Annotated in this window: 19 protein-coding genes and 4 pseudogenes; 11 read left to right on the top strand and 12 right to left on the bottom strand. The window is 58.5% G+C overall.

Annotated elements, in window-relative coordinates; genetic code table 11:
- Nucleotides 1-112 precede the first annotated feature (112 nt).
- Entirely contained in the window at nt 113-490 is a 378-nt protein-coding gene (locus CCGE531_RS27520) for a nuclear transport factor 2 family protein (RefSeq protein ID WP_120669809.1), read from the top strand.
- A 31-nt stretch (nt 491-521) separates the two neighbouring features.
- Here the strand turns inward: CCGE531_RS27520 and CCGE531_RS27515 are convergent, their stop codons facing one another.
- Together CCGE531_RS27515 and CCGE531_RS27505 are read right to left on the bottom strand one after the other, a co-directional pair.
- Entirely contained in the window at nt 522-728 is a 207-nt protein-coding gene (locus tag CCGE531_RS27515) for a hypothetical protein (RefSeq protein ID WP_120669807.1), read from the bottom strand.
- 311 nt (nt 729-1,039) lie between these two features.
- A complete protein-coding gene (locus CCGE531_RS27505) occupies nt 1,040-1,495 on the bottom strand; it encodes a hypothetical protein (RefSeq protein ID WP_120669805.1) in 456 nt (151 codons plus the stop codon).
- A 202-nt stretch (nt 1,496-1,697) separates the two neighbouring features.
- Between CCGE531_RS27505 and CCGE531_RS27500 the strand changes: the two genes are divergently transcribed.
- The gene (locus CCGE531_RS27500; RefSeq protein ID WP_120669803.1) at nt 1,698-2,009 is read left to right on the top strand and encodes a PadR family transcriptional regulator; all 312 of its coding nucleotides are present in this window, start codon (nt 1,698-1,700) and stop codon (nt 2,007-2,009) included.
- Entirely contained in the window at nt 1,981-3,210 is a 1,230-nt protein-coding gene (gene chrA, locus CCGE531_RS27495) for a chromate efflux transporter (protein WP_120669801.1), read from the top strand. The genes CCGE531_RS27500 and chrA overlap by 29 nt, the downstream gene beginning before the upstream one ends.
- A gap of 48 nt (nt 3,211-3,258) precedes the next feature.
- Here the strand turns inward: chrA and CCGE531_RS27490 are convergent, their stop codons facing one another.
- The 3 genes from CCGE531_RS27490 to CCGE531_RS27480 all read right to left on the bottom strand — a co-directional run bounded on the left by CCGE531_RS27490 (nt 3,259) and on the right by CCGE531_RS27480 (nt 6,244).
- On the bottom strand, nt 3,259-3,666 hold the full coding sequence (locus tag CCGE531_RS27490) for a hypothetical protein (protein WP_205586525.1): 408 nt from the start codon (nt 3,664-3,666) through the stop codon (nt 3,259-3,261).
- 504 nt (nt 3,667-4,170) lie between these two features.
- Complete coding sequence (locus CCGE531_RS27485; RefSeq protein ID WP_120669799.1) at nt 4,171-5,049, bottom strand: hypothetical protein; 879 nt, start codon at nt 5,047-5,049, stop codon at nt 4,171-4,173.
- Between the two features lie 139 nt (nt 5,050-5,188).
- Nucleotides 5,189-6,244: an AraC family transcriptional regulator gene (locus CCGE531_RS27480; protein ID WP_120669797.1), complete on the bottom strand. Its 1,056-nt coding sequence runs from the start codon at nt 6,242-6,244 to the stop codon at nt 5,189-5,191.
- Nucleotides 6,245-6,401: 157 nt separating this feature from the next.
- On the opposite strand from CCGE531_RS27480, the gene CCGE531_RS27475 reads away from it, so the two are divergent.
- Complete coding sequence (locus CCGE531_RS27475; RefSeq protein WP_120669795.1) at nt 6,402-7,457, top strand: DUF1176 domain-containing protein; 1,056 nt, start codon at nt 6,402-6,404, stop codon at nt 7,455-7,457.
- A 266-nt stretch (nt 7,458-7,723) separates the two neighbouring features.
- Here the strand turns inward: CCGE531_RS27475 and CCGE531_RS27470 are convergent, their stop codons facing one another.
- Nucleotides 7,724-8,611 carry a LysR family transcriptional regulator gene (locus tag CCGE531_RS27470; protein ID WP_120669793.1) on the bottom strand — a complete coding sequence of 296 codons (888 nt, stop codon included), beginning with the start codon at nt 8,609-8,611 and terminating at the stop codon, nt 7,724-7,726.
- A gap of 77 nt (nt 8,612-8,688) precedes the next feature.
- On the opposite strand from CCGE531_RS27470, the gene CCGE531_RS27465 reads away from it, so the two are divergent.
- The 4 genes from CCGE531_RS27465 to CCGE531_RS34475 all read left to right on the top strand — a co-directional run bounded on the left by CCGE531_RS27465 (nt 8,689) and on the right by CCGE531_RS34475 (nt 11,342).
- A complete protein-coding gene (locus tag CCGE531_RS27465) occupies nt 8,689-9,957 on the top strand; it encodes an MFS transporter (RefSeq protein ID WP_245459480.1) in 1,269 nt (422 codons plus the stop codon).
- 1 nt (nt 9,958) lies between these two features.
- Nucleotides 9,959-10,429, top strand: coding sequence for a cyclophilin-like fold protein (locus tag CCGE531_RS27460; protein ID WP_120669791.1), 471 nt, complete (start codon nt 9,959-9,961; stop codon nt 10,427-10,429).
- 196 nt (nt 10,430-10,625) lie between these two features.
- Nucleotides 10,626-11,024, top strand: a complete 399-nt coding sequence (locus CCGE531_RS27455) for a DUF1236 domain-containing protein (RefSeq protein ID WP_120669790.1) — start codon at nt 10,626-10,628, stop codon at nt 11,022-11,024.
- Nucleotides 11,025-11,111: 87 nt separating this feature from the next.
- Entirely contained in the window at nt 11,112-11,342 is a 231-nt protein-coding gene (locus tag CCGE531_RS34475) for a hypothetical protein (protein WP_162944047.1), read from the top strand.
- 70 nt (nt 11,343-11,412) lie between these two features.
- Here the strand turns inward: CCGE531_RS34475 and CCGE531_RS27450 are convergent, their stop codons facing one another.
- Nucleotides 11,413-12,099 (bottom strand): hypothetical protein, encoded by a 687-nt coding sequence (locus CCGE531_RS27450; protein WP_348633048.1) that lies wholly within the window; start codon nt 12,097-12,099, stop codon nt 11,413-11,415.
- Nucleotides 12,100-12,368: 269 nt separating this feature from the next.
- Between CCGE531_RS27450 and CCGE531_RS27445 the strand changes: the two are divergent.
- Nucleotides 12,369-13,785 (top strand): annotated as a pseudogene (locus tag CCGE531_RS27445) (sensor histidine kinase); the annotation flags it as partial.
- A 9-nt stretch (nt 13,786-13,794) separates the two neighbouring features.
- A pseudogene (locus CCGE531_RS27440) lies at nt 13,795-14,429 on the top strand (response regulator transcription factor).
- Nucleotides 14,430-14,503: 74 nt separating this feature from the next.
- Here the strand turns inward: CCGE531_RS27440 and CCGE531_RS34470 are convergent.
- A complete protein-coding gene (locus tag CCGE531_RS34470) occupies nt 14,504-14,860 on the bottom strand; it encodes a hypothetical protein (protein WP_162944046.1) in 357 nt (118 codons plus the stop codon).
- 453 nt (nt 14,861-15,313) lie between these two features.
- Between CCGE531_RS34470 and CCGE531_RS27435 the strand changes: the two genes are divergently transcribed.
- The gene (locus CCGE531_RS27435; protein WP_120669788.1) at nt 15,314-15,637 is read left to right on the top strand and encodes a hypothetical protein; all 324 of its coding nucleotides are present in this window, start codon (nt 15,314-15,316) and stop codon (nt 15,635-15,637) included.
- A gap of 42 nt (nt 15,638-15,679) precedes the next feature.
- Here the strand turns inward: CCGE531_RS27435 and CCGE531_RS27430 are convergent.
- The 4 genes and pseudogenes from CCGE531_RS27430 to CCGE531_RS27415 form a co-directional block, all read right to left on the bottom strand.
- Nucleotides 15,680-16,878 (bottom strand): annotated as a pseudogene (locus CCGE531_RS27430) (ABC transporter permease).
- 4 nt (nt 16,879-16,882) lie between these two features.
- Entirely contained in the window at nt 16,883-18,025 is a 1,143-nt protein-coding gene (locus tag CCGE531_RS27425) for an FtsX-like permease family protein (protein ID WP_120669787.1), read from the bottom strand.
- Nucleotides 18,022-18,731: pseudogene (locus tag CCGE531_RS27420) on the bottom strand (ABC transporter ATP-binding protein). The gene CCGE531_RS27425 and the pseudogene CCGE531_RS27420 overlap by 4 nt, the downstream one beginning before the upstream one ends.
- Nucleotides 18,728-19,867, bottom strand: a complete 1,140-nt coding sequence (locus tag CCGE531_RS27415) for an HlyD family efflux transporter periplasmic adaptor subunit (protein WP_120669786.1) — start codon at nt 19,865-19,867, stop codon at nt 18,728-18,730. Before CCGE531_RS27415 ends, CCGE531_RS27420 begins: the two are co-directional and overlap by 4 nt.
- Between the last annotated feature and the right edge of the window lie 82 nt (nt 19,868-19,949).

The following is a 19,949-nucleotide window of genomic DNA, read 5'->3' as shown; positions in this document are numbered from 1 at the left end:
CTGCCCGTGTTGACTGTGATTTACATATGTACATATATATATTGGCAGACGTGCTGGCAAGCTCGACCCTGTCGTGCCCAGCGATGCTTTCAATCCAGCGTGAGGAAACGATATGTCGGAAACTCATACGCAACTTATCAAGCGCATCTACGACTCGTTCAACGCAAGAGACATTGACGGCGTGCTCATCGAACTTGCCGACGATGTTGCTTGGGCCAACGGCATGGAGGGAGGCCACGTCCATGGGCGTGGGGCCGTGCGCGATTATTGGACACGGCAATGGGCGATCGTCAGTCCACATGTCGAACCGGCTGCAATTCGGACAACCGATGATGGTATCGTCGCCGTCGAGGTGATCCAGTCCGTATTCGATCTCGATGGCCAGCCGCTAAAGGACCAGCCCCATGGATTGAAGGACAAAAGGGTGACGCATATCTTTCACATGACGAACGGCAAGATCGCACGCTTCGACATCGAGGACACCCCGTAAATCGCCTCAGAAGACCATGCCAGTGGTCGCATCAGTGAATGGCGGCCGAAGTGGGCGCATTGATCTTCGTCGGCCAGATGCCGACATAGGTTCCGATCAACATCACGGCGACGTCCTCAGTCGTGTGATAACCATCATGAAAGAATTCGATGGCCGCACCGACCAGGGCGCTCGAAGCCTTATCATCTGGTGGCACCTCATAGAAACTATACCATTGCAACACAGCTTCAGCGAGCATTCGGCAATCGCTTCCTGTGGGAGCGCGATGGGGCATGGCAGATCTCCTCCGATCTTATGGAGGCGGATGTAGCGGACCATCGCGGCAATTCAAGGAAGCGGCCGCTTCCTTCATCTGGCGGAAAGGAATTCCTCCACCGTCATGATTTCAGATTGAACGGAGAATCGTCTTTCGAGGAGCGTGAGCGCTGGCCGCCGGTATGGGGGGCGCTCCTGTGAACGCAACGGCGATTTGAAAGATTTGTTCCAACGACTTAATTGCACCACCCGATCTGCTCCGGACACCAAAAGGCTCGCCGTCAGGCTGGATGATCAGCGGTCGACTTGCACGGGAAGGATCGTATCGACCGAGACCTCGCCCTCCAATAAGCCTCGTTTCAGGTCGGTTCGGCCGCGATCGATCTCGATGACGGTGTAGAGCTTATCGTCTCGAAACGCACTTGCATTACTGGTCGTTACATCTTCGGCGGGGGCCGCATCGACTTCCATAAAATCAAGCTCGTTGCCCGCCGCCACGATGCGCGCATCGCCCGCACTTCTGGCTGCGACGATGACCGTGCCCTGATTGGGGGCATTGTCCCAGCGCGGATCATCCGGAGCGGCGGTGGGTTCCAGGCGATAGATATTCAGCATCTCCACACCATCGACTGCTGATGAGAGGGTAGCTGCATCTTGCAACTGGGCTTTGCTCTCGACCGATCGTCCGAACGTTGTACGGCTGGTTGCGTTGTTGATATCGTCGGTTCCCGTTCTCGAAACATTCGACATGACATTCTCCTATCTCTGCCTGCTCCTTCTTTCTGTTTGATCCTAACTGCCCCGCAACCAAATTGGTTCCGGGCTTAGCCGAAGTTGGCGTGCAGTTTCCGTCGCGCAATCTGCCGGTCGCTGAGTTGCTTACCTGACGGGATGTGCTTAATCTTGGTTTCCGATATCGGAATTCGAGAGTGAGATTGTTTTATGGTGAGGAATGGAACATCAGGATCTTCTTTCCGGCTTCATCCGGCTTCATGTCCTCTTTCACGCAGCCGAAGACGACCTGCATGGGCTCTGGATGATCGAGGAACTGGCGCATCACGGCTACAAGGTCAGTGCCGGCACACTCTATCCGATGCTTCATTCGATGGAGAAGAAAGGCTATCTCACCTCGCGCACCGAGCGCGTCGGGCGTACCCATCGCAGAGTTTACAATGCGACTCCTTTCGGAAAAGAAGCTCTGGGAATAGCGCGAGAAAAGGCCAAGGAGCTATTTCGTGAAGTCCTCGACGGCAGCAATCCCTGACGCCGCCACCGGCCGCCCGCAAGGAACGCCCCGCGAGGTGTTCCTAACCTTTCTGAAGCTTGGCCTGACGTCATTCGGCGGGCCTATTGCCCACCTGGGCTATTTCCGTAATGAGCTTGTCACGCGCAGAAAATGGATCAGCGAAGAGGGCTATGCCGATCTGGTGACGCTGTGCCAGTTTTTGCCCGGTCCGGCCTCCAGTCAGGTCGGTTTTGCCCTCGGCTTGCTGCGCGGGGGAATTCGAGGCGCTTTCGCCGCCTGGGCTGGCTTCACGCTACCGTCCGCGCTGCTGTTGGTCGCTTTCGCCATGGCGGCTACTGCCTTCAGCGGACCGATTGGAAACGGCCTGCTTCATGGTCTCAAGATTGTTGCGGTCGCAGTCGTCGCGCAGGCCGTCTGGGGCATGGCACGCAATTTGACGCCCGACAAGGAGCGGGCCAGCATTGCACTCGCGGCGGTTTTGATCGTCGTGTTCGTCTCGAGCGCGTTTGGTCAGGTCGCGGCGATCATGGCAGGGGCGCTCATGGGAATGCTATTTTGCCGTAGCGAGATATCGTCGGATTCCCACCATTTTTCTTTCGGAGTTCCCCGCTGGATTGGCGTTTCGTGCCTGTTGATATTTTTCTGTCTCCTTGTCCTGTTGCCGATAGCCGCCAACATTATCGGGTCCCAGGGGTTATCCCTGTTTGATGCATTCTATCGCTCGGGGGCGCTTGTCTTCGGGGGCGGACATGTTGTGCTGCCGCTCCTGAAGGCGGAGGTGGTCAACACCGGCTGGGTCAATGCGGACACGTTCCTGGCGGGCTATGGCGCAGCCCAGGCTGTCCCCGGGCCGCTGTTCACCTTCGCTGCCTATCTCGGCGCGGTGACAGGCCCTCCCCCGCACGGCGTCGTCGGGGCGGCGATTGCGCTTGTCGGGATCTTCTTGCCCGGTTTCTTGCTATTGGTCGGCACCTTGCCGTTCTGGGACGATTTCCGTCGCTATTCGCTAGCGCAGGCAGCCTTGCGCGGCGCAAGTGCTGCGGTCGTCGGGATTCTTGGCGCGGCGCTTTATAATCCGGTTTGGACCAGCGCGGTTCTACGGCCCTATGATTTTGCCTTGGCGTTGATGGGCTTCGTGCTGCTCGCCGCCTGGCGCGCGCCACCGTGGGTGGTGGTGTTCCTGATGGGCGCGGGAGGCATCGGCCTCTCTTTCGTTTGAGATGTGCGGCATGCCATCGCCAAGTACTTTCGGCGATGGCCGCAATACTTATTCAGCCACCGCGTTGACGATGCGGCAGAGATTGTCGCTCATGCTGGGAGCGACCTGCCCCTGTGGCACCATGAAAACGGCATCGACACGACTGCCCTTGCCGCTCTTCCGGACGACGACGCGCAAGGTCTGCGGGCGGCCGGATCCTGTCGTTTCCTGTTGAGCTGTCAGCGTACCGAGTTGTTTCTCGACATTCACATCCACAAAACCTTCGGCCAGGACCGCCCTCGATACCTTATCGAAGGCAGCGGCTGGGCCGACGGAGGGGAATTCCATCCAGGTTTTATAGGTCACGCCAGTGACAAGGGGAACACCGCTGCTTTGGTAGTGCTGCGAACATACGCTGGCGGCGGCGGGCGTGAAGGAGAGGGCGGCAAATGCAAAACCGCAAATTATCTTACGCAAGGGAATTTCCTCTGTTGACGAACTACTGATGCATATTTCCGTGATTGCTCATGCCGTGGTCACGACCGAGCTTTGCGACTGCCGGGCCGGTCTGTCACTTGGTTCCATATAGCGTTGAAAAGCTTCGTTCCCTTTGCGCCGGGAATAGGGAGCGTAACGCGTCATAACAGCCGCGACGATGAATAAGAGACGACCTCAGCGGAGGTTTTGAAAATGAACTGCGGCTCCTGACAAATTTCCATTCTATTTCAGTAGGATAGCAGAAAAGCCCTTCCGGGCAACGACAGCAGTTCATTCATCTTGTGCAGTCTCGTCCATAACAAGTGCACGTAGGTTCTAACCTTGAGAATTTCATATGACCAACAGCACCCGGATATTTGCAATCTGCGTGAGTGAGACAAGACGACCTATCGCAGTCTCTCCTCCCAAGGAGGGGCACAAGGTCACCTCGAGCAAGGCTGATCGAACTTGAACTCGGATGAAAACGCGGACGGACGTCAGCCGTTACTGCGCCTTATGCCATTTCGACCGCTCGCAGACCGCATCATAATCCGAGACCGTCGGTGTGCCGTCTCCAAAGCTGCTCACATCCAGCTCCATGTCACCCTTGCGGTAGTAGTAGCTGCAATAGGCCAAACCGGTGCCGGCACAATCGGTCGCCTCGACAATCCCCATCTTGCGAATACTATCGCCGAAAGGATCCGGGTCGGATGGCGGCGGGCTCTGAAATGGCTGCCACCCCTTGCCAATGATCGCCTGTCGGGCTTCGGTGATGGGCTTGCCATGGACGTTCGGCACCACTGTCTTGCCGTCACAAACCTGCTCCTCGGCCGCCAGTGGTTTCACGTCCACGTCCCGGCCTTCGCCAAGCCAGATCTCGCCAATTGGCATCTGAACGAGATCGCCGGCGAGGAGGCGCAGATGGTCCTTGACCGCGGTGATCCTGCCGATCGTCAGCTTGCTGCTCTTGTCGGCATAAATCAGAGCCAGCAAGTTCGAACCGTCAAAGAGCGCGACATTGCCTTGATCTATGGCGCAGGCCGAACCGGCCGCCTGATCGAACTCACCCGCGAAGCTGACGGCCTCATAGGGGCCAAGTTTCGCCTCGCCGGTCACGCCCCATCCGAGATCAGAGGCAATCTTGCCACCCGCGCTTTTGGTCTCGGGCAATACACCGCATGACGGCGCTCCGGAGGAGCCCGAGTCTGGTGCGTCAGGCAATTTTGCAAGACGGGTAATTTTCAAACCCGGCACATCGGATTTCAGGGCAATCCGGTCTTTCGCGCTCGCTGGAGCGGCAACCGAACCCGCCGAGGTCAGCGCGGCGAAGATCAGCAGACCATAGCCCGCCGGGAGAATGGAGAGACGTTTGGAGGCAAGCATGGATTGAGGGTGCCGATCGGTTGAAAACTTGGTGATTTCTAGTCAACACCCAAACATCCTTCAAGGCATCCTGGTCAGCGGCCGGTTTCCTCATGTCCATTTCGAGTGCACATTCGTACATCTTATGCTCGAAACGAACTTAGCGGCCCGGCACGCCAAAGGGCAACGTCCAGCCCGAGGGGCTGTCCACCGGCTTTTCGTGGGCATGGGCAATCGATCCAGACGCTAAATTCGAGCGGGACATGATTTCCAGCGTCTCGCCCGGCGTATGGCCGAATTCAGCCTTGAACAGGCGATAGAAGTACTTCTCGTTCGAGAAACCATGTTTCCACGCAAGCTCCGCTATATGGAGCCTCGGCCCGCTCGGATTCGCCAGCATCTGATAGGCCCGGCGCAAGCGCTTACGCTGTATCTGCCGCATGATGCCCCCATTGCCCTCGAGCAAATGGTAAAGCTTCGCACGCGAGACCCCGACATCGCGGCAAATTCGGTCCGGCGTCAGATCGGATTCGAGCAAGTGCGCATCGAGGTAGCGCAAGATACGACCAAGCAACAGCTCGCGTATCGGACCGGCTCCCTCCTGCATCGCATCCGATGCGGACGAAACCACTGATGTCAGGAGCTGCAGTGTCGATTGCACCACATAGGGGATTTCCTGCGGCCGCAACCTGGTGAGATTGCGCAACAGCGAAACGAGATGATCGGTCAGGAGACGTGCGACGCCAGTCGTAAGCGTATGTCCATGCAGGAGCGCTGTTTGACTTGGCAACAAATCCCTCGGAACGGCAACCGAAATGACATTGTCGGCCTCGACCAGGCAGTCGTTGACCTGGGCGGCATCGAGTATGAACAAGTCGCCCGCCGTCTTGATCGACGAAGGGTTGGTTGATCGATAGGTGAAGCGACCACTCAGAATTGACGTAAATCGGTAAAAATCATACCCGTCGGTCCGGATGCGCCGGTCTGATCTGAGAACCTCATAAGCCGGAGATCGACCCTGATGAAGAAGCCTTCGACCGGACAGGATGAGCGGACCAAGCGCGGCACCGGTCGCCTCTGCGTCGAACGGGCAGGATTCAAAGTCCCGTAACCTGCAGTCGCAGTGATTGTCCTTGACCCAAAGATGAAACCGATCTTTCTCGGGAAAATTGAGGGTCGAAAAATTGTAGATTAAATCGGACGATATCTGCGCCATGAATGCAATCCCGGCCCTCTTTTGGCCTGCGAAGCATACATAGGCGAACCATAGCTTGTGGCAATAGGCCGGCTGGACGTATTGAGTGTTTATTCGAGCGCATTTTCTAAATTAGAAATCTGAACTTCATTCAAGGCGACCGATAAGGAAGATCTGCATGAAGCATCTCCATAAGCGCCTCATGGCACTCCTGCTGGCGAGCCTCGCTCTGGGCGGCGCGGCAAACGCGGCGGATCCCTCCTATGATCGCTACAAGTCTTGGCTGATTGCATGCGACAACGGTCTGACCTGCGAAGCCAAGGGCTTCAAGAATGGTGTCATAAGCAGTCCCGATATGCACGTTCACCGCGCCGCCGGTCCCGATGCAGTCACCGAGGTGACGATCGGCGTCCCTTTTCCAGTCGGCTTGAACGATTTTCGCGCCGATGGGATATCGTTGGATCTTGGACCGGCCTGGCAGCTCAGCCGCGACGAAGACGCAACAACGATCTCGACCAGCAATCCTGCGGCGGTGATGGAACTGCTTTCCGATTTGCGCAACGCCGCCCAGCTGGAGGTTGGGGCCGGCAACGCGGTGATTCCGCTCGATGGCATCGTCGCTGCTCTGTTGCATATGGATGACCGTCAAGACCGCCTCGGGAATGTGACCGCTCTGATCACGAGGGGAACCGCTCCTGCTTCGAGCGTCGCGGCCGCGCCTGCCTTGCCCATCCTCGCGCGTCGAAAGATTGATATCGCTTTATCGGATGAGGAGGGACAACGTCTTATCCTGCAAGCAAAGAATTCCGGCAAGGCCGTATTTGAGGCGGAAGAATGCCAGGGCAACACATCAGGGGAAGATCTGAAGGAGGAAGCTTACCCACTCGACGCAGATCACGCCCTTGTATTCATTCCCTGCATCATCGGCGCCTATCAAGGATCGTCGCTGGCTTTCATCGTGCCGCGGAATGGAAATGATGCCCCTGTTCCGTTTCAGCCGAAACTTCCTTTCGGCGGCGACGAAACCGAACTGAAAATACTGACGGAACCGGGCTTCGATATGAATACGGGAGCATTGCGGATGGCAGGCAGGGGGCGCGCAGTCGGCGATTGTGGGCTCACTGCCGAATGGGTATGGGATGGCATGCAGTTTCAACTGGCGGAGGTTTCCTATCAGGGGACCTGCGGCGGCAGCCAACTCGGAGATTGGCCGACCCTGTTTCGGACGAGGTGAAGGGCAACGACCATTCCTCCAATCTAATGTCCCGCCCCCGGTATTGTGAAAAATTCGGCTCAAGATCACCTCAAATCGCACCTGTCGTGGACGAGGCAGGCATTCGTCCGGTGAACGATTGTCTGCAACAGGTGTGCTTCAAGACACCCCGATGACGCCATAACATATTGAAATACTTCATAATTTTTCCCATGTCGATGCCGATTTAAGGAACCACGCAGCCGAGATCTTTGTTCGCCCGCGACGGCACCCATGGGTCGCCACCCTCACTGTCGGAGGGCATCGATCATGATCCTGAATGCGGGCGAATTCTGCCGCCGGCTCGGGTAGCAGAGATAATAGCCGGGGAAGACCGGCGACCAATCGTCCAGAACCTGAACCAAACGTCCCGACGCGATAGACGCTTGAACCAGATCTTCCGGCAGGTAGGCGATACCGTATCCGCTCAAGGCTGCGTCGATCATCGCGTAAGAGGTGTTGAAGGTCAGCTGCCCATTGACGCGCACGCGCAATTCCCTGCCTTCTTTCTCGAACTCCCATGCATAGAGGCCACCCGATCGTGCCTGCCGGTGATTGATGCAGATGTGGACGACAAGCTCCTCCGGATGGTCCGGAACCCCATGCACGGAAAAGTATTCCGGTGATGCCACGGCAACGAGACGCCAATCGGGACCGATCCTGACGGCGATCATGTCCTTGTCCAGGCTTTCGCCAAGCCGGACGCCGGCATCGAACCTTTCCTCCACGATGTTGCGAAAGCCGTTATCGATGTTCAGCTCCAGCTTTACGTCCGGGTATTCCTTCAAGACGGGGCGCAGCTTCGGCCAGACGACGCTGTTGAGAGCGTGGTCCGAGAGCGTCATGCGCACGGAGCCGGAAGGCTTATCCCGAAACACCATGAGTTCGTCTATTTCGGTCTCGATCTCCGCAAGTCGTGGTGCAAGCGACCGGATAAGCCGCTCTCCCACGTCCGTCGGCACGACGCTGCGGGTTGTGCGCGTCAAAAGGCGAAGTCCCATGCGAGCCTCCAGGCGCTTGACCGCGTGGCTGATCGAGGACTGGGACGTACCGAGTTTCGCCGCAGCCTTCGTAAAGCTCCGTTCCTCCGCGACCGCGAGAAACCACAGCATCTCATTCAGGTCTTCACGCTTCATCGCTGATCTCCGACTCGACAATCGATTGATGTCAAAGATCGATAAGTCCAAGCGAATTGCAATGGCTAATCATGGGAATGAGCAACGTCTATCTTACGGTCATGACACAGCAATCACTCGCACGACCATTGGACGGCGACACCGCCGACCCGCATGACAGCTCCCGATCCGTACCGACGGCAACCCCGGAAAAGCGTCCCGCCGCATGGGGTGCCGTGCTGTCGATGGCTCTTTGCGTCGCCGTCCTCATCGCTTCCGAATTCCTGCCTGTCAGCCTGCTTTCGCCGATCGCCGGCGATCTCGGCGTGACGGAGGGCCGGACGGGACAGGCCATATCGATCTCGGGCGTCTTCGCGGTGCTGACGAGCCTCTTCATTTCAAATATCACGCGAGGCATGGACCGCCGGCTCGTGGTCATATGCTTCTCCGCCGTCCTCATCCTGTCGGGTATCATCGTAACGCTGGCGCCTAATTATGCCGTCCTCATGATGGGACGCGCCCTGCTTGGGGTGGCGATCGGGGGCTTCTGGTCGATGTCGACAGCCATCGTCATGCGCCTCATGCCCGAGGAATCGGTGCCGAAGGGCCTGGCCATGCTCAACGCGGGAAATGCCGTTGCAGCCACGATTTCTGCTCCGCTGGGCAGCCTGCTGGGCAGTTATATAGGCTGGCGCGGCACCTTCTTCGCGGTCGTGCCGCTGGCGTTGCTTGCTCTGGTCTGGCAATGGATCAGCCTGCCGCCCCTGCCCTCGCGGGACAGGGAGCTGGCGCCGAACGTCTTTCGTCTGCTCGCCCGGCCTCAGGTCGCGCTTGGCATGACCTCGGTCATGATGCTCTTCATGGGCCAGTTCGCCCTATTCACCTATCTACGGCCGTTTATGGAGACCGTCACCGATGTCTCCGTCTCCACATTGTCGCTCCTTCTCCTGCTGATGGGCCTTGCGGGGGTAGCGGGAACATACGCCGTCAGCCATTTGCTGCGCATACGGCTGTTCAGTGTCCTTGCCGCAATCCCCTTCGTCATGGCGATCGTTGCAATGGGGCTCGTCCTGTTCGGCACATCGTCCTTCATTACCGCATTGCTTCTGATGGGCTGGGGTTTCTTCGGCACCGCAGCCCCGGTTGGATGGGGCACCTGGCTGAGCAGATACATGGCGGATGACGCAGAAGCCGGAGGCGGTTTGCAGGTCGCGACCATCCAGCTTGCCATCACCATCGGCGCGTCGGCTGGCGGCGCTCTCTTCGATGCCGCAGGCTGGTGGATCACTTTTGCCTTTGCCGCAACGCTGCTCTTTGCGTCGTCGCTCTTTGCCATCGTCGCATGGCGCTCGGCAACCAGGCTTTGACATGAAGGCTGGATCACTCTCTCGCCGTTTGGTTCTCGCGGGCGCAATCGCAACCGTCATTCGCCCCGGCAATACCAACGGACAGAACGGCAGCAATCCGGCAAGTGAGGAGACCTATGGCATGAAGGTACGTTTCACATTCAACAATCGGATCATGGTCGCGAGCCTTTATGACAATCCATCGGCGGCGGATTTCGCATCCTTGCTGCCGCTCGAGCTGACGATCGATAACTATGCGAACAACGAAAAGATCGCTTACTTGCCGCGAAAACTGACCCAGGCTGGAAGTGGCCCCTTCGGCAACGAAAGGCCTGGAGATCTCTGCTATTTCGCTCCCTGGGGCAATCTTGCGCTGTTCTACGGCAGCTATCGTTATTCGGCCGGATTGATCCGGCTGGGCCGGTTCGAGGCTGGTTTCGAACCTCTTCTCGTTCCTGGCAAATTTCCGCTGCGGATCGAACGGACCCCGTGAAAGACAACGATCGCACCGCAATGGAGCTTCAAATGAGCATGAGTCCGCTCTGCTGAGGCTTTGGTCCGAACACCCTTGCGACCCTCGTCCCAATTCAATCGACTGAAGCCCAAGGAAAGGAACAGATTGCAGCCGGGTCCTGTTTTACCAACAGCTCCGTCAATGACGGACGAATAGCAGGTGAAAGGAGATTCTGATGAAAACGAAAGTACTTAGTATTGCGGCACTCTCACTTGGCCTGGCCGCCGGATGTGCCTTCGCCCAGTCGTCGACCGTCACCGGCGCGGCAGGTGGCGCCGCAACCGGAGCCGTAGTCGGCGGACCCGTCGGAGCTGCCATAGGCGGCGTGGCCGGCGCCATCGTCGGCACCGCCATCGATCCGCCGCCGCAGAAAGTGGTTACCTATGTCCGCGAACAGCCCCTGCCCGATGATGGAATGGTAGTCCGCGAACAGGTGGTCGTCGGCCGGCCGTTGCCGGCTACGGTCGTCGTAAGAACCGTTCCGACAAACCACCGATATGCATACGCTGTGGTCAACCATGAACGCGTGATCGTTGAACCATCATCGCGCAAGGTCATCCAGATTCTTGAGTGACCGAACGAAATGGAGAGCGGAAACACGCTCTCCATCTCTCCCAAGGCTTAGCTCTTGCGGCATCCAATCTGGTGGAAACGACCAGCTATGCATCATCGCCTGGAGCAGTTCGGTTTTTCACGGAAACTCCGAACTGCTCCATCTCTTTGTTTGCTCCAGGAAAGCCGCTGCACTTTCCTGGAATTGCTCTATATCAGGCTGAAAATTGCCTATCGCCGGATCGAGCAGCGTCCGGGGGGAAAGCTCGACCCGGCGATAGAGCCGGTGGGCGGACCGGCTATGAAATGGCGTCAGCCGCGCGGCCCCTCAAAACGTTGACCTGGGACCTTGTCGATACGGACGCACGGTGGTCGTTATGCTCACTTCGCAAAGCCGTTGTTGCGGCGCTTCAATCGTCCGTCACCGTATCGCTTTGAGCCGGGGCCGATGTTGTGGACTGCTTTTCCAATGCATCACGAACCTCGGCGATTTTTCCCTTATTCGTTCCGGCTCCGAGAATGCTCTTTGCTTCAGCGAGCCTCTGGTCTGTTACTGGCTTGTTCGACAGCTGCGCCAGCGCCGAACGCAAGGCGCTGTCGCTGAGCGCGGGATCCGTCGGCACGGCCGTCGTTCCATATTGCATTTCGAACTCTGCATATGCTTTCACATAGGCTGAGAGCGCCGCCATCTTGGGATCCTTCGAGTTCAAATAGGCGTGGTAGTCTCTTCTGAGCGAATTGAGGCTGCCCTCGCCCGGCTTCGAGACATGTGACTTCGCGCTTGCGCTGTGTGACCTGGAGTGCTTTTCGGAATGATGCGCCATCAACGACGATGAGGCGCCTGGCGCTGTGGCCGCATTCGCGGAAGTGCTGCTGGCGTCGTCGTCACCGGACTTTGCGTGGTCGGATTTTCCTTGACCATGGCTGCCGCCATTACCGTTACCACCACCATTTCCATTGCCGCCGCCATTTCCGCCCTTTGCGAATGCCGTCTGTATGAAACCGGCGGCAGTTCCTCCCATGGGAGCGACAGCCAACACCAGGCCGAGGCTTGCGGTACCAATGATAGAACTGATTTTCATGCGTATTTCCTTCAAAAAGACGGCGGGCGCCCGAGGCAACGGCTGTATCCGGCAAATCATTGCGCACTATAATATTGCCGAAATCCCACGTTTCTACAGCGGTCGGACCTATGCCTTGGGCATTCGGACCATTGTCTGATTGATCCGGCCCGATGGTCGTTTAGATTGCGGCGGCCGGGTAGCAATACCGTCTTCAGGTAACGACATGACCGATACGGACGGGCAATGGTTGACACTCGATCCTGCTGGGCTAGCTATAAGGGGTTGGGAGATCAGTGCTGACCATGCCGGTTCCGCGAGAAAATCGTAAACACAAACTATCTCTGGCAGGTCTGATCGAACGCTGGAACTCTCAATCCTTGGCCAGACAGTTTCTGCTCGCCGGCGGCTTCGTCGCGATTTGTGCGATGCTCGTTGTCGGCTACTTCGTTGCCAGCCTGATCGAAAACGCGGTAACGCGCAATTCCGCGGCGACGACGGCCCTTTACGTCGACAGCGTCATCGCCCCGCTTCTACCCGATATGCAAACCAACCGGGCCCTCGATGACACGGTGACACGGGCCCTTGACGAGACACTCGGCCAGGGCGCGCTTGGGACGCGGCTGTTTTCATTCCGGCTGTGGCGCAACGACGGGACGATCCTCTACTCCAACAACAAGGATCTTTCCGGCAAGCAGTTTCCACTCTCGGACAGTCTCAGAACCGCGTTTTCCGGTCGAATGGTCGCCAAATTCAATCGGATCGATGATGTGGAAAGCGTTGCCGAGCGTAATAGCGGCAAGCCGCTGCTGGAGATCTACAATCCGGTGCTGCAGCCCTGGTCGGGCAAGGTCGTCGCCGTTTCCGAGTTTTACGAGGTGGCCAACGACTTCGAAGGCAGCCTGACGCAGGCCCGGCTGTTGAGCTGGCTTGTGGTTGCCCTGTTTACGCTGACATTCTTCGCGCTTCTGTCGATCATCGTCCTGCGCGGCAGCCGCACCATCGACAATCAGCGCAAGGCGCTCAACGGCCGCATTGGGGAGTTGTCGACGCTTCTTCTGCAGAATGAGGCGCTGCGCGCGCGCGTTCAACGCGCGACGCAGCGTTCAGCTGCGCTCAACGAGAGCTATTTGCGCCGAATCGGCGCCGACCTGCATGATGGTCCCGCGCAATTGGTCGCTTACGCCTCTTTGCGCCTGGACAGCCAGACCCTGACAAGTGCAGCTACCGCGCCGGACGACCGCGAGGCATCGCTGCGCACCATCAAAGCCAGCCTCGACGACGCGATGACGGAAATCAGAGGCATCTGCAGCGGGTTGATGCTGCCCCACATCGAGACGGACAACCTGACCGATCTCCTGAGGCGCGCGATCCGCGCGCATGAGCGGCGCACCGGCGTCACCGTCGCGCTCTTCGTGGGCGCGATACCGGCTGATCTTTCCACCTCCGCAAAGATCTGCCTCTATCGCTTCGTCCAGGAAGCCTTGAACAACGGCTATCGTCATGCCGGCGGGATCGGGCAAAAGGTCGTGCAATCCTTGGAAGATGGCCAGGTCGTGATCGAGGTCGCCGATGAGGGGCCGGGATTCGACCCGAACGACGTCGGGCCGCAAAAACTGGGCCTCGCCGGTCTCAGGGATCGAGTCGAACGCCTTGGCGGCCGTTTCAGCGTTATCATCGAACCGGGGAACCACCGTTCGAATGTCTTTGAACATCGAGGAAAGGAACAGGATGACAGCTGCAATACAGCTTGGCAGTCATCGACGATCACCGCTTTTCAGGGAAGGCGTCATCGAAGTCTGACCGAAATGGACGGATTAGCGTCGTCGGCGAAGAGCAGCAGGGGAGGACGCACTGCGGATCGCAGCGGAATGCCGGCCGGACATCTTGCTGCTCGACATCTCGATGCCGGAGGAGGGCTGGAGGCTGTCCCCTGATACTCGACCGGATACCCGACCAGAAGATCGTGATGCTGACGGTCTCAGAGGCAAGCGATGACGTGATGGCGGCGCTTAAGAGCGGCGCAAAGGGCTATGTCCTGAAAGGCGTCGGGTCTCGGATGCTTGCCGATATCATTCGCAGCATCGCCGCCGGTGACAGCTATGTCGCACCGACACTATCGGCTCGCCTGATTTCGGAAACCGATCCAGCACTCAAATAAACCTTCAAAGCGCTGACGGATCGGGAACGGGAAGTACTGGAATGGCCTCCGCCGGATTGAGCAACAAAACAATCGGCCTGAAGCTCGATCTGCATGAAAAAACATCAAGCATCACATGACCCAGATCTTCACCAAGCTTGAAGTGAGCAACAGAACGGAAGCTGCGATGGCATTCCGGGATGAACTTGAAAGGCGCCGTCAGTGAAGGAAGGATTGAGCCGCTGTCGTCCGCAACCGTGGCATTGCGATTGACGATCGTGCGGGCCTTTGAATCCTGCATCACCATAGCGTCCACTCTGTATCTTTTCGCTCATGCCATCCTTGTGGCGAACGGTCATCGAGCCGTTCGGTGTCGGTAGACTGATCGGCATCGACCGACTTTGCGTCGCGCTCTTGGTGCTGGACGACTGGCCCTTGTCGTTTCCTTTCCCATTGCCGTGTACCGCCTCCATTGCCGCTGTTGCCGCCGCCGTTTCCATTGCCTCCGCCATTGCCGTTTCCGCCGCCATTGCCACCACCATTGCCACCGCCATTGCCGTTCCCTCCCTTGGCCTCCGCCATCTGCTGCGCAAATGTCGCGGAACCGCCGTGAATTTTGACAGTGTAGGGGATTGCCGTGCTGACCAGGGTCAGCAACAAGCATGGCAAGGCAGCAATAAGCTTTCGACGCAATGACACCCGTAGCCTCCTGAGGCTTGAAGTCGTTCCAGCGACGGGCGGTCATCGTTCCCCGGCACGAAAGCGCCGCCCTTAATCGCCGATTGGCAGATTCCGATCTCCATATCAGATCGTCGCAACACCGCGAGGGGTCAAGTTTTATCGCATGGGCAAGGCCCGGCTTGGACTTCAGCAATCGCGCCCGGGACCTTCTGTCGACATGGCATCAGACCAACGTCGGAGAAGAAGACGGACTGAAGCCCAATTGCCTGATTGCATGATTGAAAGCGATTTTCTCCGGCCGATATGACTGCGGGCACGCCGGGGCCTTGCCGACGCAGATGCGGTGGTCGGGATCCTAATAACGTCTCTGAAAAAATTGGCACGCGCGATGTGGCAGCACCTTCGCGATCGGTCCGATGGGAGAGTATTATGACCCAACACTGGAGGATATTTCTGGCCCGTTCAGCCCCGCCGGGCGCCATACTGGGCTTCTCGGCCGCCGAATTCGCCATCGAGGTTGCCATCAATCTGCGCTATTGCCTGAACCTTATCCAACCGACGCCGGAATGCATCGATCTGGCCGAACTCGTCTTGCTGCGCGCCCAAAATTATGGCGAGGCCAGAATGGGTGATAAGTCACTGTTGTTCGCGGAGGCGGAAGATGCGCTTGCCCAGGCGACAAGGCTGCTCGAGATCGAACTCGAATATTGCTCGAGAGGGAACATGAAGGACAACTGCGATCAAGCCGCCTGAAATTTCTGCAAATTATACGCTTTGCCACGTCACGCCAGGATCTTATCCGCGTGATCGCAAGGCTGCGGTCAAGGGAAGCCTGCTTGCAACGGTCGCTGGCAAGGCGCCGCCCAGAATGCCGATTGCAAGTCCGAGCAGACCGGCCGTTACCATGACATCGCCGGTTACGGAAAGCTGGAAGGCCATGCGCGCGCCATTGGCGCCGACGGTGCTTGCCTGCCAGCCATTGAAGGCGAGCCACGAAGCCGATAGCCCGGCCACCACGCCCATGGCGGCGAGCAGGACTGCCTCCACCCAGGTTCCAAGAAACGCCGATATGCGGCTGAAGCCCAGAGCCCGGACCGTTGCGATCTCGACGGTGCGGTCGGAGACCGAATTCGTCATGGTGTTGAGCGCGCCAGCGGTTGCGCCAACCGCCATCAAAAGCGCAAGCGGCCATCCGAACAACCGGATCAGGCTTGCGGTGCGAGCCGATTGGGCCGCATAAAGTTCGGCTTCGATGACGGCACGCAGCGGCGTGGTCTTGATGGCGTCGAGCCTATCCTGCAGTCGTGACAACGAGGCGGGGTCGGCAAGGCGCATGCGCAGGCTTTGCACTTGCCCCTGACGATCGAAGGCCGATCGAACCGCGTCGAGATCGGCCCAGATTTCGGATTCGAACGCACTGCCTTGCGCAGAGAAGAGACCGACCACCGTCCAGTCGACCGTACCGAGCCGCACCACGCTGCCGATCGAAAATCCAAACTGCTGCGCGAGGCGGTCTCCGACGACGATCTCGCGCGTGCCGGCTGCAAATAGGCGCCCGGCCGACAGGGTTATATTGTCACGGATCGACGGACCGCTTGCGTCCATACCCCGTAAGGCCAAAGTCTGCCCGTGCCAGCGTTGCCCGATTTGCAATCGACCGCGACGACGATTTCACGCGAGAAGATCGGCATGCCGTTGGCATCCCGTGTGATGCCGATATCGCCGGTCATCGCGCCAAGCGTGCGGATGACCGAGGCCGGAACGTCTGAACCAGCCTCCTGATTGGTGCCTCCGCCCAGAATGACTGCCACCGAATTCGAACCGGCACTTTGCAGAGCGATCTCGAAGCCTCTCGCCATCGCCAGAAAACCTGTGAGAACACAAACGACCAGCGCCACGGAGATCACCATGGAGACCGAGATGGAGACGCGTCGCGGCAGGCTGAACAGGTTTGCCCTGATCATGACGAATGCTTGCCTGGCATTGGAAGACATGGATCTACCTCGTTCTGAATGCGGAAATGATCGGGGTCCTGAGCGCGTTCAGGGCTGGAATGGCCCCGGATACAAGCGCAAGCAGAGTGACCATCGCCAGAGCTTTTGCAAAAATGGCGTTGGAAAAGACCAGGCCGATTGCAGGCCCCGTGATCTTCGTTGCAAGCAATGCAAGCACCAATCCCATGGTCCCGCCGACCACAAATATGAACAGCGTTTCACCAAGGATGAGCGCCATGATCCATGCCCCGGAAAAGCCCAGGGTTTTCAGGACACCGATCTCGAAGGTGCGCTCGCGAACGGCATAGACCATGGTGTTGCCGACAATCATCAGCAGCGTGACGAACGCCGCCCCGACAACCATGTTCACGATCAGTCCGATATCGGCATACTGGCGCAGGAAGGCCTCCAGGAACTGCTTTTCCGACCTGGTCTGCGTCGGCGTGGCCGAATTGGCAAACAACTGGTCGATCCTTGAGGCGAGTTCTCCGGCCGATACACCCGGCTGCGGTCGGACGATGAAGGCGTCGACCGTGTCCTTGTTGCGGGCTCTAAGCGCGTTCACGTAGTCATATTGCGCGACCATGAAATAGGTGTCGGTGGACGCGTTCTCGCCCTCGAAGAGGCCAGCGATTTCGAAGGGCCAGTCGCGGCTGCCATCCTGCTTTGCCATATCGAAACTGGCCACCGTGATCTTCCGTCCGACGGTCCATCCTTGCGCCTCTGCGAGCGCGCGACCGACAAGAACCCTACTGCGGTCCTTGCCGAGTGCAGCAATCAGATCCGATGTCAGTCCGAGCTCCTTGCCATTCGAGCTCAAAAGACGCTGAGGATCGGCAGCACTCACGGGAACGATGTTTTTCTCGACCGTCGCAAATCCCCGCAGGCGCGACATGTAGCCGACCGCTGCCACATCTGGTTCGGCTGCAATTCGGTTCACGTAGGAGATCGGCAGCGGCTGGGTGCGGCCCGCCGCGCTCATGACGCCGAGAATGTCGTCGCTGGCCGCCGACGAACCCTGGCTACCTTCGATGAAGCTCGTCGTCAGGCCGTAGATGAGAAAGGCCGTGGCCACGCTGATCATCAGCAGCACCGTACGCAGCGGCTTTCGCCATGCGCTCTTTCGCACGAGATCGAGGAACGTCATGCCTCGGCCCTCCCCTCCTCGACGAACTGACCCTTATCGAGATGCAACGTTCGGCCAGCATAGCTTGCGGCTTGCGGATCGTGGGTGACCATGATGATGGTCTTGCCCAGCTCACGGTTTAAAAAGCGCAGCATTTCCAGCACCTCGTCGGCCGATCTGCGATCGAGGTCGCCCGTGGGCTCGTCGCAGAGGAGCAGGGCCGGATCCGCGACGATGGCACGCGCGATGCCGACGCGCTGCTGCTGTCCGCCCGACATCAGCTTCGGATATTGCTTCTGACGCCCGGCAAGTCCGACCAGATCCAGGACCTTGTCGACGCGAGCCCGACGCTCCCGGGACGAAAGCGGCTTCAATAGAAGCGGCAGCTCGATATTCTCGGCCGCATTCAGCATCGGCAGGAGGTTATAGAACTGGAAGACAATCCCCATATTGTGGGCGCGCCAGGAGGAGCGAGCCGACTCGCCCATCTGATCGAGATTGCTGACCCCGATACGCAGGCGGCCTTGATCCGGCCGGTCTATGCCAGACAGCATATTGAGCAGCGTCGATTTTCCGGAGCCGGAAGGCCCATGATGGCGACGAATTCGCTCTGCGCTATCTCAAGGTCCAGATTGGCAAAGATCGGGACGGCCTCAGTCCCTATCCTGTATCCCTTCCTGACTCCGCTGAGCGCGATGTAGGGCTCTTTGCTTGTCGAAGAGGTCATTGAAGCGCGCCTCCTGGCTGTTGTGCTGGAACGGTCGAAATACGAATGCGGGCGGCCATGTTGGGCATGATGCCCTCGGGTGGCTCGATGAGCGCAAGGCGCAGGGTAATCGTGCCTTTCTCGCGTGAAACGGTCGGCCAAAGCTGCAAGATCTCGATGATAAAAGGCTTGTCTGGAAAACCGTCGAGGACGGCGTCGCCGCGAAGGCCCGGCCGAAGCGCGCCGATATTGGTTTCGGCCACGTCCGCGTCGATCACCAGGCTTTTGGTATCGGTGATCGTCAGAAGGCTTTCACTTTCCTTGATACCGTCTATCCGGGCTAGGACCCGGCCGCCGACATGGGCGTCGAGCCGCGTCACCCTGCCCGAGATCGGAGCTTTCACGATCAGCGCGTCGACATGTTCCTTAGCGATCCTCACGCCGAGTTGCGCCTTGGCATAACTTTGACGCGCCTGATCGACCGCATTGAGTGCGGTATCTCTCGCAGTTTGCGCTTCTTCGACGGCCTGGATCGAAACAACGTTCTTCCCGGAAAGCGCTGCGTTGCGTTGCAGTGAACTGACGGCCTGCTTCAACTCGAGAATCTTTCCGTCCAGTACAAGCTTCGCTGCATCGCTATCCGCCTTGGCCTGCTCAAGCGCAAAATCGGCGCTGATATCGTCGATCCCAACAAGAACCTGCCCGGCTTCGACCTGATCGCCGATTTGAGCGGCGACTGAGGCGATCTCTCCCTCATATTTGGAAAAGACGGTCACGATACTGGGAGCAACGACGTAGCCGGAACCGGTTATCTCGGACACAGCCGCCAATTGAGGCGGATTGAGAGCGGGAATGGATGCGTTGACGCTCGCGGTCGCCTGGCTTGCTGTCGGGCTTGCCTGGCCGCTCGTCTGCGTGATGCTTGGAGCGAGAGCGATGTCCGGCTTCTGCTGCAATGCTCCTTTGAGTTGAGGTGCGATATCCGGCCAGAAGACGGTGACTGCGATCACGCTGGCGCCGAGCGCAAGCAGGATACTCAAGGGGACAAGCCGCCGATCTTTCCAGGGCGGCGGCTCCACTGATTGGAACGAAGGCTCAAGAGAAAGCGACCTGAGCGTTTCCGCGAGCTTGCGATTGTCTTCGGTGATCGTGTTCATGCCGCCAACATGAACGGGACGGGAGGAAATTCGACCTCGAACGCGTTCCAGATCGTCCTTGATCGCGATCTGGTACTTTTGC

Source organism: Rhizobium sp. CCGE531 (assembly GCF_003627795.1).
GTDB lineage: Bacteria > Pseudomonadota > Alphaproteobacteria > Rhizobiales > Rhizobiaceae > Rhizobium.
Note: the sequence above shows the minus strand (reverse complement) of the source record. Positions and strands in the feature narration are given on the sequence as shown.

Excerpts from the sequence above, each read along its gene's own strand:
- CCGE531_RS34475 (WP_162944047.1), top strand. The coding sequence starts at position 11,112 with ATGCATCATCGCCTGGAGCAGTTCGGTTTTTCACGGAAACTCCGAACT.
- CCGE531_RS27465 (WP_245459480.1), top strand. The coding sequence starts at position 8,689 with ATGAGCAACGTCTATCTTACGGTCATGACACAGCAATCACTCGCACGA.
- CCGE531_RS27505 (WP_120669805.1), bottom strand. The coding sequence starts at position 1,495 with ATGTCGAATGTTTCGAGAACGGGAACCGACGATATCAACAACGCAACC.
- CCGE531_RS27435 (WP_120669788.1), top strand. The coding sequence starts at position 15,314 with ATGACCCAACACTGGAGGATATTTCTGGCCCGTTCAGCCCCGCCGGGC.
- CCGE531_RS27480 (WP_120669797.1), bottom strand. The coding sequence starts at position 6,244 with ATGGCGCAGATATCGTCCGATTTAATCTACAATTTTTCGACCCTCAAT.
- CCGE531_RS27455 (WP_120669790.1), top strand. The coding sequence starts at position 10,626 with ATGAAAACGAAAGTACTTAGTATTGCGGCACTCTCACTTGGCCTGGCC.
- CCGE531_RS27520 (WP_120669809.1), top strand. The coding sequence starts at position 113 with ATGTCGGAAACTCATACGCAACTTATCAAGCGCATCTACGACTCGTTC.
- CCGE531_RS27485 (WP_120669799.1), bottom strand. The coding sequence starts at position 5,049 with ATGCTTGCCTCCAAACGTCTCTCCATTCTCCCGGCGGGCTATGGTCTG.
- CCGE531_RS27425 (WP_120669787.1), bottom strand. The coding sequence starts at position 18,025 with ATGACGTTCCTCGATCTCGTGCGAAAGAGCGCATGGCGAAAGCCGCTG.
- CCGE531_RS27475 (WP_120669795.1), top strand. The coding sequence starts at position 6,402 with ATGAAGCATCTCCATAAGCGCCTCATGGCACTCCTGCTGGCGAGCCTC.
- CCGE531_RS27515 (WP_120669807.1), bottom strand. The coding sequence starts at position 728 with ATGCTCGCTGAAGCTGTGTTGCAATGGTATAGTTTCTATGAGGTGCCA.
- CCGE531_RS27470 (WP_120669793.1), bottom strand. The coding sequence starts at position 8,611 with ATGAAGCGTGAAGACCTGAATGAGATGCTGTGGTTTCTCGCGGTCGCG.
- CCGE531_RS27460 (WP_120669791.1), top strand. The coding sequence starts at position 9,959 with ATGAAGGCTGGATCACTCTCTCGCCGTTTGGTTCTCGCGGGCGCAATC.
- CCGE531_RS27500 (WP_120669803.1), top strand. The coding sequence starts at position 1,698 with ATGGAACATCAGGATCTTCTTTCCGGCTTCATCCGGCTTCATGTCCTC.
- CCGE531_RS27415 (WP_120669786.1), bottom strand. The coding sequence starts at position 19,867 with ATGAACACGATCACCGAAGACAATCGCAAGCTCGCGGAAACGCTCAGG.